Raw genomic sequence first — 13002 nt, forward strand, 5'->3', positions numbered from 1 at the left:
GTATATAGGGGAGGCTTATGAAGCAGATATAAGCGGAGTTATTCCGATTAACTTCTCTAAATATGACAAAACTCAATGTTTTGAATACGATTAGCAAAAGAAATTCCCTTAGTTTAAAAGAAATATGATTATTTTCCAATTTAAACGGAAATTTTCCGTTTATTTATTAATCACAGGAAAACTAACATTTAAATTTTTAATCACAAGAAAACCAAAATTTAGTTATTACAGCAATAAAAAATAGGGCGAGAAATATAATTTCACACCCTATTTGCATTGCGATTTACTGTTTTGCACTTTTAAAGCGAACTCTTGTCGTCCTAGTCTTCGGTTTACACCTATCCTTTTATCACTTTCTGTCCTGCTGCTTTTAACAATCGGTTCATGATCGCATTTCCGACTCCTACATTAGGAAACATCTCGCTATAAATGAGATCCATCCCCGCCTTATCAAAACTACGCAATGCTTCATAAATCGAGCTTGCCACTGTTTCAAGATGTTCTCGCTTACCACAAGTAAAAATATAATCTGCGTCATAAAATGACTGATTTTCTTCGGTTGTTAATACCCCTACTTTTAGCCCCTCACGCCTTGACCCATCAATCAATACTTGAATTCCTTCTTTACTACCGTCCACAAGATAGAGCGGGGCATCTGGTGCATAATGCCGATACTTCATTCCAGGGGATTTTGGCGTTTCTTTTACATCGGTCAAAGCCGGATCATACAAAACCTCACCTACTACATCCTCCAGTTGTTCCTTTGTCACACCACCTGGTCTTAAAATAACAGGGATTTCCGTTGTACAATCAACCACTGTGGATTCAACTCCCACACCGGTCGGTCCTCCATCAACAATCCCAGCTATCCGACCATCTAAATCTTCTTTAACATGTTGAGCCATCGTCGGACTTGGTTTCCCCGATCGGTTTGCACTCGGTGCTGCTATTGGCAAGTCAACCTGCTCTAAAAGCGCCAATGCTACTTGATGATCCGGCATTCGAATCCCAACAGTTGATAATCCAGCTGTCGTTTTTGAAGAAAGAGTTCCTTCTTTATAAGATAAAATAATGGTTAAGGGTCCTGGCCAAAAATGTGCCATTAATTTCTTTGCCGAATCTGGGATAACATCCACAAAATCATTTAATTGTTCTTTCCTTGCGATATGAACAATTAAGGGGTTATCACTCGGTCTACCCTTAGCTGCAAAGATTTTTTCCACAGCTAGATCGCTTTTGGCATTTCCACCTAGGCCATATACCGTTTCAGTAGGAAAAGCAACGACTTCATTTTGCTCCAATAATTCGGCTGCCTGTTTAAGTTGTGGAGAATTTTCCAGTGTATCCACAATTTTATCCACAACCCAGTAATTAGTATTCATTTTGTTTCACCTTCAACACACTCAAAATTTTGCTGTTAATATGCTATTTTTCCTTTGAAAGTATAAAAGAAGTATCGCTATAACTCAAGCATTATCCACAAAATGTGGATAAAATTGTGCAGTTTGTGGAAAAACCTGTGGATATTAGTAGATATATCCCCAACTGGTACTTTTATGTTTAAACTAATCTACGTCGTAAGAAAACTGAGTTATCCACAGTCAAAATATGTTTAACATGCTCCGACTGAGAAAAGGCCATCGGCAACTGGTCGTTATCTACAATTTCAAATCCTAACACTTCCACAAACTTCATTGCACCTAATTTATTTGTTGCTAAATATAGATCTTTTACCTCCTTCTTTCTTGCTAGTAAAAACATTTCTTCGAACAATTGTAGTAAATCATTTTCTGAAGTATTTGCGGTCATCACTAATGAGCGTAATAAACCGCTAACCCCAAACATCTCCATTCCCATCGTTGCTTTCACTCCACTAGTATCCTCCATGATTAAAAAAGAATCCACCATTTCCTCGATTCCATGACTATTTAATTTTGCCTTTTCCAAGAACCCTGTTACTACTTCTACGTCCTCTAATTTTGCTACCCGTACGATTGAATTCATGTTCCATTCCTCCTATTAACCTTGTTAATCTATTAATATGATTAAATAGAGTAAATAGAATCATTTTTTATAAAAAACCACGTTAACTCGGTGGTTGTTTTCCGTTACATGCACTTTGCTTGCCTCTCAGCTATCCACGACACTTCTTGTCTACAATGTCTTTGCCTACCCCGCTTCCCCGCTTCTCCCACAGAAGTTTTCACGCCTTCCACTCCACTACAATTAACAATACAAGATCAACTTAACACAGCCATAAAAAAAGAAGCCCAGAGGCTCCTTCTATTATCCAAAAATCTTATCCCAAATTTCTTTAATAAAAAACTTCACTTTAACCGGCTCTTCATCTTCACTTGTGTAAACAGGTGGTTTAGGTTGATTCAACTCTTGATCGACTTTATTTTTTACAACCTCAAGAGATTTCTGTTGCTCATCTTCCTTTTGCTTTTCTTCTTCCTCATCAAAACCTTCACTGACTGCTACACCGTTTGAAAAATCAAGGAAACAAAGGGGAGGAAATAGTACACACCACCAATTTGCTCCTGTTCCCTCACCAAGGGTAATCAGAATGGCTTCATATTCACCGGCAGGATACAAGTAATTTCCATATAATTTAGTTGGGAAATCTACCTTTCCAAACTCTACTTTAACCGATTGATTGACTTGTTCTTGTTCTAAAACATCCCGAGCAATTTGCTGAAGCTCTGGAAGTCCCTCCTGGATCACTCTTTTAGCCTCTTGCTTAGACGTTAAATGTGATACCCATTCGGTAATTTCTGCATTCACTTCATCCCTTACCAAGCGTTTGACCCTTTGATCTTCTTCAGAATCACTGTTGGCTAGAATACGAAGGCGAATCGCATCATTCGGGATGACGACAGCCTCATTTGCGGTTACTTCATTTTTTGGTATATATAAACTTAAAATCGTTCCAATTGATAGAATTAATAAATAGATAATAGCAGCGTCTTTTCGTTTCATGTTTGTTAGCACCGTCCCTTCACTAACACATTGTGGACAGGAAGCTAACTTTTTAAACTAGCAAAAATAAATTTTTTTATAGACTAGGAATCTATTAAATGTTTTTACGTAAAAAAAAGAGAGAGAGAGAAATTCTCTACTCTAATTCGATAAACACCATTCGGTCTTTCCCATTAATATCATACACCGTTTCAATCTTTCCGGCAGGAAAAGCCTTTTGCATCAATTGGGATACTTCCTGACTTTGACCAGCACCTACTTCAAACCCTACCAATGCCTTTTCTTTTAAAACAAATGACAGTTGCTCGGAAAAGTCTCGGTAGATATCCAAACCGTCCTCTCCAGCAAAAAGGGCTTGGTGCGGTTCATGATCTGTCACAACGATAGACATTTGTTTTTGATCGCCTAACGGGATATAAGGTGGGTTAGACAACACCACATCAAACTTTTGTCCTTTCTCGATAAAAGGCTGCAACAAATTTCCGTTGACGAAATTAATGTCAGCACCTAATGTTTCAGCATTTTCCTTTGCTACTTTTAAAGCATCCCTCGAAAGATCTGATGCAGTAACCGAGAGGGAGGATCGCTCTAATTTTAGAGAAACTGCGATGGCACCACTTCCCGTACCAATATCAACAACATCCAGACTTGTATCCTCGCCAAACAAAGACTTCATCCGCTCTAAGGCACTCAAGACCAATTCCTCTGTTTCAGGTCGTGGAATGAGGACATGTTCATTCACCATAAACTTGCGACCATAGAACTCTTCGAATCCCATGATATACTGTATCGGTGTACCTGATCCATGCAATACAACCGCTTCTTGAAACGTCTTTTCCACAGCAGGATCTAGTTCTTCTCTCAAATTCGCTAAGAGCTTTGATCGGTCCATCCCTGTATAAAAACGTAATAATAACTCTCCGGCATTTTCATCTCGATCTTTTTCACGTAAAAAAGAAGAAGCCCATTTAAGAGCTTCAAAAACTTTACCCATGCTTAATCCTCTGCACTTTCTAATTTACTGGACTGTTCTTCCATAATGAGGGCGTTAATAATATCATCAAGTTTGCCTTCAAGAATTTGATCCAGCTTTTGAATCGTTAATCCAATGCGGTGATCGGTTACACGATTTTGCGGAAAATTATACGTGCGGATTCGCTCAGAGCGGTCTCCCGTTCCGACAGCTGATTTACGTTGTTGGTCATATTCAGCCTGAGCTTCACTTTGAAACTTATCGTAAATACGGGCACGAAGTACCTTCATGGCTTTTTCTTTATTCTTTATTTGGGATTTTTCATCTTGGCAGGAAACCACAATTCCCGTTGGAATATGGGTTAAACGAACAGCAGACATGGTCGTGTTAACACTTTGTCCACCTGGTCCACTTGATGCAAATGTATCTACACGAATATCCTTATCATGGATATCAATTTCCACTTCCTCTGTTTCAGGTAGAACCGCAACCGTTGCCGTTGATGTATGAATACGTCCACCAGACTCAGTTTCAGGCACCCGTTGAACCCGGTGCGCTCCATTTTCAAATTTAAGTTTCGAATAAGCACCATGTCCGTTAATCATAAAGATAATCTCTTTATAACCACCAACACCGGTTGTGTGTGTTTCAATGACATCAATTTTCCAACGTTGAGATTCTGCATACTTGCTGTACATGCGGAACAGATCACCTGCAAACAGGGCGGCTTCATCTCCGCCAGCAGCACCACGAATCTCCATAATTACGTTTTTATCATCGTTAGGATCTTTTGGAATTAAGAGGATTTTAAGGCGCGCTTCTAAATCTTCAACTTTATCTTCTAGTTCGCTAACCTCTTCTTTAACCATTTCTCTCATTTCCGCATCAAGCTTTTCTTCTAACATTTCCTTGGCGTCTTTTAATTGCTCACGCACTTCTTTGTATTCACGATAAACTGCAACCGTTTCTTGAATATCGGACTGCTCTTTCGAGTATTCACGTAATTTAGTTGTATCATTTATAACTTCGGGATCGCTAAGTAATTCGTTTAATCTATCATATCGATCCTCAACAGCTTGTAGTCGATCAAACATTGTTGCTCTCACCTCTTTTAATTTAAAAGCGCAAGCGCCTTCCTGAGCCCCGATAAAGTAAACTCTCCGACTAAGTAAGCCTTTAGGCCGAGATAAGGAGTAGTTGCACTTATGCCGGTACGGTCAAGCACAAGGCGAGCCGGCACGAAGGTTTGCCCTTTAACCTTCCTAACGGATTGACTTGTGACCTCGAGGGGCTAGGCGCTGGAGCTAGTCTATTCTCTTAGTTAAAAAGTATATTTTTGCACTTTTCTTTTATTCTTAATTATAGTATAGGCAATATTCTCAGTCAAAAACGATTACACAGATCGAAAAGCCTAATTTTTTTATCTATTGTTTCTTACCTATATGGATCCTATCACTTCGTTAGGAAATTTTTTTTACTTCGTTTTCAAGGGATTATGCGCGGTTTAGCATAATTTACCAGAGAAGGCCAAGAAATCCCCCATATTAAATAAAGATTTCCGGCAATAAAAAACAGGCAAAGTTGAAAACCTGCCTGTTTGTCTGTTTACATTTACTAAATTTAGCGTAGTCGTAATTCTTATTTAAGACCGTATTTTTTATTGAATCGATCAACACGACCGCCAGCTTCAGCGAATTTTTGACGTCCTGTGTAGAATGGGTGGCATTCTGAACAAGTTTCAACACGGATTGATTCTTTTACTGAACCAGATTCAAACTCGTTTCCACAAGCACATTTCACTGTAGCTTTTTTATAATTTGGATGAATTCCTGCTTTCATTCCCTTTCATCTCCTTCCGCCCTGAATCTTTCGAGACAGAGTTATATACATACGCCTAAGCGTAACATTGTACAAAAAACACTCTTCATATTATAGCAAGGTCTAATTTGAAATGCAACTTCGTATTTATTACCATTTATAAAAAAATTAAGATCGTTTTGCCTTCATTTCATCATTTAGATGAGCAAAAAACTCTTCGTTTGATTTAGTATGCTTTAACTTACGTAGGAATTTCTCTGAGAAATCAGGTGAATCTGACATGGACTTTCGAATGGCCCAAAGGAGATCCAAATGATCTTTTGGAATGAGCAATTCTTCTTTTCTTGTGCCTGAGCGACGAATATCAATTGCTGGGAAAATTCTTCTCTCAGCCAAGGCACGGTCTAAATGAAGTTCCATATTGCCTGTCCCTTTAAATTCCTCGTAAATGACATCATCCATACGTGAACCTGTATCAACAAGCGCGGTGGCTAAAATCGTTAAAGATCCACCCTCTTCAATATTACGCGCGGCCCCGAAGAACCGTTTTGGACGGTGAAAGGCTGCTGGGTCAATACCACCTGATAATGTACGTCCACTTGGCGGAATGACAAGGTTATAGGCACGAGCCAGTCTTGTGATACTGTCCATTAAAATCACGACATCACGCTTGTGTTCAACAAGACGCATCGCACGCTCAAGAACCAATTCAGCCACTTTAATATGGTTCTCAGGTACTTCATCAAATGTTGAACTCACCACGTCCCCCTGAACGGAGCGCTCAATATCGGTTACCTCTTCAGGTCGTTCATCAATAAGAAGGACAATCAATTCTGCCTCAGGATGGTTAATCGTAACGCTGTTAGCGATTTCTTTAATCAGCATCGTTTTACCGGCCTTTGGAGGGGCAACAATTAAACCACGCTGACCAAATCCCACTGGAGCTAAAATATCCATAATTCTTGTTGAGATTTTATTCGGAGTAGTTTCCAATTTCATTTGGCGATCTGGATATAAAGGAGTTAACGCCGGGAAATGTACACGTTCTTTTGATGACTCAGGGTCATCACCATTAACAGCTTCTACTTGGAGCAATCCAAAATAACGTTCATTTTCTTTTGGAGGACGAACCTTTCCAGAAACTTTATCCCCATTACGTAAGTCAAAGCGTCGAATTTGTGATGCTGATATATAAATATCCTCTGAACTTGGTGAATAATTGATAGGTCTTAAAAAGCCGAAGCCTTCAGATTGAATAATTTCGAGGACACCTTCCATAAAAAAGTACCCTTCCTGTTCAGCCCGTGCTTTTAAGATGGCAAAGATTAATTCTTTTTTGGTTAATTTACTATAATAAGAAACCTTATACTCACGAGCTAATTCGTAAAGCTCTTTCAACTTCATATTCTCTAAACTTGATATATTTAATCCCATAGTTACACCACTCTTTTGAATTTTCAATCATTCCTTTCACAAGCAGAACATTCTAGGCAATAGATATGAAAGGTTTTTTGGAAGATTACATTGTATTTAAGAGGCATCTGAAAACCATTGAAGAACTTCTCATATTTTAGTTTTCATGATTTACGAAGAAGGATGATTTATTTTACCTCTCCAGTGGACATAAATCAATATATTTTTGATGGAAAAAAGGAATAATTTTCTATTTTCTAATCCTTTATATGTTAATAACTCTAGCAGGTAAAATAAATACCTGCCAGAGCACATTCATGCTTATTTTATAACCAGGTTTGGCTTTTTCGCTAAGCTATGTCTGCCTTCAATAAAACGAACCGTACCAGATTTAGCACGCATAACAACAGAATGAGTTGTTGCATATCCGCCTCTGAATTGAACTCCTTTAAGAAGCTCTCCATCTGTGATTCCGGTTGCTGCAAAGATGGCGTCATCACCTTTAACTAAATCATCCATATAAAGGACTTGGTTCACTTCTACACCCATTTCCTTACAACGTCTGATTTCTTCATCACTTTGTGGTAAAAGTTTCCCTTGAAGCTCCCCCCCTAGACATTTTAATGCAACAGCCGCTAATACACCTTCTGGAGCGCCTCCAGATCCCAATAAGATATCAACGCCTGTTTCTTCAAACGCTGTGTTCATCGCTCCAGCTACATCCCCAGCTTCAATCAGCTTAATACGGGCACCAGCTTCACGAATTTGTTTAATAATCTCTGCATGGCGTTCACGATTTAAGATTGTCACAACCACGTCTTCAATTGGTTTATTTTTCGCTTTGGCTACGGCTTTTAAATTTTCAATAACAGGAGCATTGATGTCAACGACTCCTACAGCTTCTGGTCCAACAGCGATTTTTTCCATATACATATCTGGAGCATGTAGAAGGTTTCCTTGATCGGCAACCGCTAAAACGGCTAATGCATTCCATCCACCTGCTGCAACAATCTCCGTTCCTTCTACTGGGTCTACTGCTACGTCCACATTTGGTCCCCAGCCTGTCCCTAATTTTTCACCAATATAAAGCATAGGTGCTTCGTCCATTTCACCTTCACCGATGACAACCGTTCCACGCATCGGTACTGTATCAAAAACTTCGCGCATTGCAGTTGTAGCTGCATCATCCGCTTCATCTTTTTTCCCTCTACCTAACCAGCGTGCTGATTGCTGTGCAGCACCTTCTGTTACCCGTACTAATTCCATTGTTAAACTTCTTTCCATTTTCTACCTCTCCTAATTATATAATTTATTCCCCAGCATTTGCTATTCGTTACTGGTAGAATGATTTGTTTTGGTGCTTAAGCATTCTTCGTTTGTTCAATTTCTTCTTTCGTCAAGCTTTCACGCCAGACAGTTGCACCTAGGCCATTTAATTTCTCAACCATACGACTATAACCGCGGTCAATGTGTTCAAGTCCTGTTACTTCTGTTACGCCCTCAGCCATTAAACCTGCAATTACAAGGGCGGCACCTGCACGTAAATCACTTGCTTTTACCTTTGCACCTGTTAACTTAACAGGACCGTTAATAACTGATGAACGTCCTTCTACTTTTATGGCTGCGTTCATTCTTCTTAATTCATCTGTATGTTTAAATCGAGCCGAATAAATCGTATCGGTTATCATACTTGTTCCTTCTGCCCTCGTTAGTAAGGATGTTAGAGGCTGCTGTAAATCCGTTGGAAACCCTGGATAAACAAGTGTTTTTATGTCAACAGCTTTCATTTTTGGAACAGAATGAACATAAACTTGATCATCCTTCGTTTCAACCGTGACACCCATTTCACGAAGCTTAGCGATTAAGGATTCTAAATGCTGTGGAATGACATTATCCACAATCACCCCTTCACCGACAGCCGCACCAAGAATAATATAGGTACCCGCTTCAATCCGATCAGGAATAATCGTATGTTTACAACCATGGAGCTCATCAACACCATCAATCCGAATGATATCCGTCCCTGCTCCTTTTATTTTGGCACCCATATTTGTTAAAAGGGTTGCGACATCAATAATTTCCGGTTCCTTTGCAGCATTTTCAATGACTGTACGACCTTTTGCTCTTACTGCAGCCAACATAATATTTATAGTAGCGCCGACGCTGACGACATCTAAATAAATCCGCGCACCTTTTAATTCATCCGCACGCAAATAGATAGCACCTTGTTCATTGGTTACCTTTGCACCAAGTGCTTCAAAACCTTTGATATGTTGATCAATCGGTCTTGGACCTAAATGACAACCGCCAGGTAATCCAATAACAGCCTTTTTAAATCGGCCTAGCATTGCCCCCATTAGATAATAGGAAGCACGAAGCTTTTTTACTTTCCCATTTGGTAAGGGCATGGAAATCATAGATGAAGGGTCTACAACCATATCACTTTCCGTAATATTTACCTTTCCTCCTATTTCCTCAAGCAATCCCTTTAAAATTCGGACATCAGAAATATCAGGTAACCCTTCAATTGTTACAGGGGAATCAGCTAAAATTGTCGCAGGAATTAAGGCAACAGCGCTATTTTTGGCGCCACTGATTCGAACAGTCCCTTTTAACGGATAGCCACCTGCAATCATTAATTTTTCCATTTTGAACTCCCTTCCATCTATATTTAAAAGCGTAAGCGCCTTGCCCAGCTCCGTATGAACTGACTTGCACAGGATGTGCTGACTTCGACGTTCGCCACAGGACGTGGCGGTTTTTAGTCGATGTTCCCACTGAGATAAAGGAAACACGATTAGCACGACAGTGCGAATCGATGTTGACGCAATCGTTGCGGAAGAAGCGGGAAGTTCACTAGGAGCTAGGCGCTGAAGCTAGACATCAATCTAACTTCAAAAAACTAATACTTGGCACAACACTAATTTCTTTTTTTAGGCTCTGTTAAATTTGTTGTTAACGATGTCTTGCCTTTATGCTTTTCCCGCAAGAGTCCTTGTGCCTTCCACGGCAATAAACTGTAGTTTAAAATTAACATTCATTTTTTAACATAGCTCTTTAATATATCGGATGTCTTTCCATCATAGGATATTTAAATGGACTTTATTCAATATACCCATTCTTTATTTTACACAAAATATGACCATCATCCATCATATTAGAAAAAATTTAAAATTTCTGCATTATTTTTGAGTAAAAGAAAAAACGGGATATTTTATGGGAAAGGGCGACTATCTCTCAAGTCACCCTTCTATTAGAATCAGAAATTCAAGGAAATGAGATTATTCGCGGTTTTTCCAATCTGCCATAAAGGCTTCGATCCCTTGATCTGTTAATGGATGCTTAAACAATTGCTTAATCACTTTATACGGAGTTGTTGCAATATGTGCCCCGCGCAATGCAGCATCTGTAATATGTTGAGGATGTCTGATTGACGCAGCAATAATTTCTGTGTCAATTCCATGAATAGCAAAAATTTCAGCAATCGTTGAAATTAAGTCTAAGCCATTATGACCAATATCATCTAAACGACCTAAGAAAGGTGATACATAAGTTGCCCCTGCTCTAGCTGCAAGTAATGCTTGGTTTGCACTGAAAATAAGGGTAACATTCGTCTTGATGCCTTCCTTTGAAAGAACGGATACAGCTTTCATTCCGTCTGGAGTCATTGGGATTTTAACGGTAATATTAGGAGCAATGGTTGCTAATTCACGACCTTCTTTGATCATTCCTTCCGCGTCAAGCGCAATTACCTCTCCACTAACAGAGCCTGGAACTAATTCAGCAATTTCACGTAAACGATCATGGAATGAAATGCCCTTTTCCTTTGCTACTAGGGATGGGTTTGTTGTAACCCCAGAAATAATTCCTAATTCATGGGCTTCTCTAATTTCGTCCATATTTGCAGTATCGATAAAAAATTTCATCATTATACCCCTTTTCATTATAAAAATTACGACTATTTGATACTTATTGGAATTTATCTTTTCGCTTTATGTTAAAGTAAAGTTCTAGTTATCTAAGTGAAATTGGTAATAAATAGAAAAATATAACCATACAGTGAAAACCGCCTCTAATGGGCGGTTTAACACTCAATTATGCTTTTCCTACTGAACCAAATTCCTTCATTTTACCCATAACTGTTTCTTTAATCGTTTCGCGCATTGGTCCTAAATATTTACGTGGATCATATACATCAGGATCAGCAGCTAGTACTTCACGAACCGTTTTGGTTGAAGCCATTTGGTTTTCAGTATTTACATTGATTTTTGCTGTACCTAAAGAAATAGCTTTTTGAATATCTTTTGTTGGGATTCCTGTTCCGCCATGTAGGACAAGTGGAAGACCTGTTGTTTTTCCGATTTCTTCCATTTCAGTGTACCCTAATTTAGGTTCTCCTTTGTATGGACCATGAACAGACCCTAATGCAGGTGCTAATGTATCAATTTTTGTACGTTCAACAAGTTCTTTACATTCTTGTGGATCCGCATAAATAACTCCATCTGCTACCACATCGTCTTCTTGCCCACCAACAGTCCCTAATTCAGCTTCAACAGACACACCTTTTGAATGTGCGTATTCAACTACCTTTGCAGTGATTTCTACGTTTTCTTCAAAAGGATGATGTGATGCATCAATCATGACAGATGTGAAGCCAGCATCAACCGCTTCTTTACACTTATCAAAACTTGAACCATGGTCCAAGTGAATCGCTACTGGAACTGTAATGTTGTAATCTTCCATTAACCCTTCAACCATTTTGACAATGGTTTTGAATCCACCCATATAACGCCCAGCACCTTCAGAAACTCCCAAAATAACTGGAGATTTTTGCTCCTGCGCAGCTTGAAGAATCGCTTGAGTGTACTCTAGATTGTTAATGTTAAATTGACCCACAGCATAGCCTTCTGATTTTGCTTTATTCAGCATATCAGTCATAGAAACTAATGGCATCGTAGTTCCTCCCTTTTTATATGTAGATCGATTCCTTATGGGTGTTCATTCATAGTCTTTCTATCACGATAAATGATTATGTAGTTTACCTTTACCTTTTAAAATAAAAATAACACGAACAAAACCATAGGGAAGTCATCTAGTATCATATCAAAATTATCCTGAAATTACTATTTTTCTAAATAAATTTCAATTTTTTAGGGATTTTCTACCTTTTTCCATCTCTATTAATTCTGTTTTACACTAGGCTGGGAAACATATTTTTTAACAGCTTCTCGAATTTCTACAATATCAAAAGGCTTTGCAAAATGAGTAATCGCTCCCAAATCCATAGCCTCCTGAATCATATCTAATTCTCCATATGCCGTCATGATAATGACTTTCATATCCTGATGAATCTGTTTCACTCTTTTTAATATTTCGATGCCATCCATTCCAGGAATCTTCATATCGAGTAAGATTAAATCAGGTACATTTTCTTGAACGATTTCTAACGCTTGTAAGCCATTTGCTGCTTGATACGTCTCATAGCCTTCCTTTTGTAGTACCTCATTAAGGAGGATCCGAATTCCATACTGATCATCTACTATTAGTATCTTCTTCCCCATCGTGCCACCTCTTCTTCTGAATTAAAATTCAATACTTGTTGTTTGATATTAAATTACGTCGTTTACAGGTCTATATTTATATGGTTAATCACTTTTATTTAATTCTATGTCTTACCGACTAATTCCTTCTTTCATTAAAGGAATAAAATTTTAGTAGGACACATATTTCAAAAGTGTTTTACTAATCATTCATTTTATTTAAATGTAACATACAATTTATAGTTGGAGGAGACTTTTTTTGAAAAATTGACTTCT

The 13002-nt window shown here is 38.6% G+C and carries 12 protein-coding genes; all 12 read right to left on the reverse strand.

Annotation, left to right across the window (positions count from 1 at the left end):
* Nucleotides 1–338: 338 nt before the first annotated feature.
* A complete protein-coding gene (locus Q5760_RS24570) occupies nucleotides 339–1382 on the reverse strand; it encodes an L-threonylcarbamoyladenylate synthase (RefSeq protein ID WP_428910115.1) in 1044 nt (347 codons plus the stop codon).
* Nucleotides 1383–1560: 178 nt separating this feature from the next.
* The gene (locus Q5760_RS24575) at nucleotides 1561–2004 is read right to left on the reverse strand and encodes a hypothetical protein (RefSeq protein WP_428910116.1); all 444 of its coding nucleotides are present in this window, start codon (nucleotides 2002–2004) and stop codon (nucleotides 1561–1563) included.
* A 282-nt stretch (nucleotides 2005–2286) separates the two neighbouring features.
* Complete coding sequence (spoIIR, locus tag Q5760_RS24580; RefSeq protein ID WP_428910117.1) at nucleotides 2287–2982, reverse strand: stage II sporulation protein R; 696 nt, start codon at nucleotides 2980–2982, stop codon at nucleotides 2287–2289.
* Nucleotides 2983–3118: 136 nt separating this feature from the next.
* Entirely contained in the window at nucleotides 3119–3976 is an 858-nt protein-coding gene (prmC, locus tag Q5760_RS24585) for a peptide chain release factor N(5)-glutamine methyltransferase (RefSeq protein ID WP_428910118.1), read from the reverse strand.
* A 2-nt stretch (nucleotides 3977–3978) separates the two neighbouring features.
* Nucleotides 3979–5049, reverse strand: a complete 1071-nt coding sequence (gene prfA / locus Q5760_RS24590; protein ID WP_428910119.1) for a peptide chain release factor 1 — start codon at nucleotides 5047–5049, stop codon at nucleotides 3979–3981.
* Between the two features lie 544 nt (nucleotides 5050–5593).
* The gene (rpmE, locus tag Q5760_RS24595) at nucleotides 5594–5794 is read right to left on the reverse strand and encodes a 50S ribosomal protein L31 (protein WP_428910120.1); all 201 of its coding nucleotides are present in this window, start codon (nucleotides 5792–5794) and stop codon (nucleotides 5594–5596) included.
* A gap of 147 nt (nucleotides 5795–5941) precedes the next feature.
* Nucleotides 5942–7207 carry a transcription termination factor Rho gene (gene rho / locus Q5760_RS24600; RefSeq protein ID WP_428910121.1) on the reverse strand — a complete coding sequence of 422 codons (1266 nt, stop codon included), beginning with the start codon at nucleotides 7205–7207 and terminating at the stop codon, nucleotides 5942–5944.
* 300 nt (nucleotides 7208–7507) lie between these two features.
* Nucleotides 7508–8470 (reverse strand): class II fructose-bisphosphatase, encoded by a 963-nt coding sequence (gene glpX, locus Q5760_RS24605; RefSeq protein WP_428910122.1) that lies wholly within the window; start codon nucleotides 8468–8470, stop codon nucleotides 7508–7510.
* Between the two features lie 77 nt (nucleotides 8471–8547).
* Entirely contained in the window at nucleotides 8548–9834 is a 1287-nt protein-coding gene (locus Q5760_RS24610) for a UDP-N-acetylglucosamine 1-carboxyvinyltransferase (RefSeq protein WP_428910123.1), read from the reverse strand.
* 633 nt (nucleotides 9835–10467) lie between these two features.
* Nucleotides 10468–11112: a fructose-6-phosphate aldolase gene (gene fsa / locus Q5760_RS24615; protein WP_428910124.1), complete on the reverse strand. Its 645-nt coding sequence runs from the start codon at nucleotides 11110–11112 to the stop codon at nucleotides 10468–10470.
* A gap of 169 nt (nucleotides 11113–11281) precedes the next feature.
* Nucleotides 11282–12139 carry a class II fructose-bisphosphate aldolase gene (locus tag Q5760_RS24620; protein WP_428910125.1) on the reverse strand — a complete coding sequence of 286 codons (858 nt, stop codon included), beginning with the start codon at nucleotides 12137–12139 and terminating at the stop codon, nucleotides 11282–11284.
* A gap of 227 nt (nucleotides 12140–12366) precedes the next feature.
* A complete protein-coding gene (locus Q5760_RS24625; protein ID WP_428910126.1) occupies nucleotides 12367–12747 on the reverse strand; it encodes a response regulator in 381 nt (126 codons plus the stop codon).
* Between the last annotated feature and the right edge of the window lie 255 nt (nucleotides 12748–13002).

Source organism: Niallia sp. Kr1, assembly GCF_050389805.1.
Taxonomy (GTDB): Bacteria; Bacillota; Bacilli; order Bacillales; family Cytobacillaceae; genus Bacillus_BD.

Excerpts from the sequence above, each read along its gene's own strand:
- prfA (WP_428910119.1), bottom strand. The coding sequence starts at position 5,049 with ATGTTTGATCGACTACAAGCTGTTGAGGATCGATATGATAGATTAAAC.
- Q5760_RS24620 (WP_428910125.1), bottom strand. The coding sequence starts at position 12,139 with ATGCCATTAGTTTCTATGACTGATATGCTGAATAAAGCAAAATCAGAA.
- rpmE (WP_428910120.1), bottom strand. The coding sequence starts at position 5,794 with ATGAAAGCAGGAATTCATCCAAATTATAAAAAAGCTACAGTGAAATGT.
- Q5760_RS24610 (WP_428910123.1), bottom strand. The coding sequence starts at position 9,834 with ATGGAAAAATTAATGATTGCAGGTGGCTATCCGTTAAAAGGGACTGTT.
- rho (WP_428910121.1), bottom strand. The coding sequence starts at position 7,207 with ATGGGATTAAATATATCAAGTTTAGAGAATATGAAGTTGAAAGAGCTT.
- Q5760_RS24575 (WP_428910116.1), bottom strand. The coding sequence starts at position 2,004 with ATGAATTCAATCGTACGGGTAGCAAAATTAGAGGACGTAGAAGTAGTA.
- spoIIR (WP_428910117.1), bottom strand. The coding sequence starts at position 2,982 with ATGAAACGAAAAGACGCTGCTATTATCTATTTATTAATTCTATCAATT.
- prmC (WP_428910118.1), bottom strand. The coding sequence starts at position 3,976 with ATGGGTAAAGTTTTTGAAGCTCTTAAATGGGCTTCTTCTTTTTTACGT.
- fsa (WP_428910124.1), bottom strand. The coding sequence starts at position 11,112 with ATGAAATTTTTTATCGATACTGCAAATATGGACGAAATTAGAGAAGCC.
- Q5760_RS24570 (WP_428910115.1), bottom strand. The coding sequence starts at position 1,382 with ATGAATACTAATTACTGGGTTGTGGATAAAATTGTGGATACACTGGAA.
- Q5760_RS24625 (WP_428910126.1), bottom strand. The coding sequence starts at position 12,747 with ATGGGGAAGAAGATACTAATAGTAGATGATCAGTATGGAATTCGGATC.
- glpX (WP_428910122.1), bottom strand. The coding sequence starts at position 8,470 with ATGGAAAGAAGTTTAACAATGGAATTAGTACGGGTAACAGAAGGTGCT.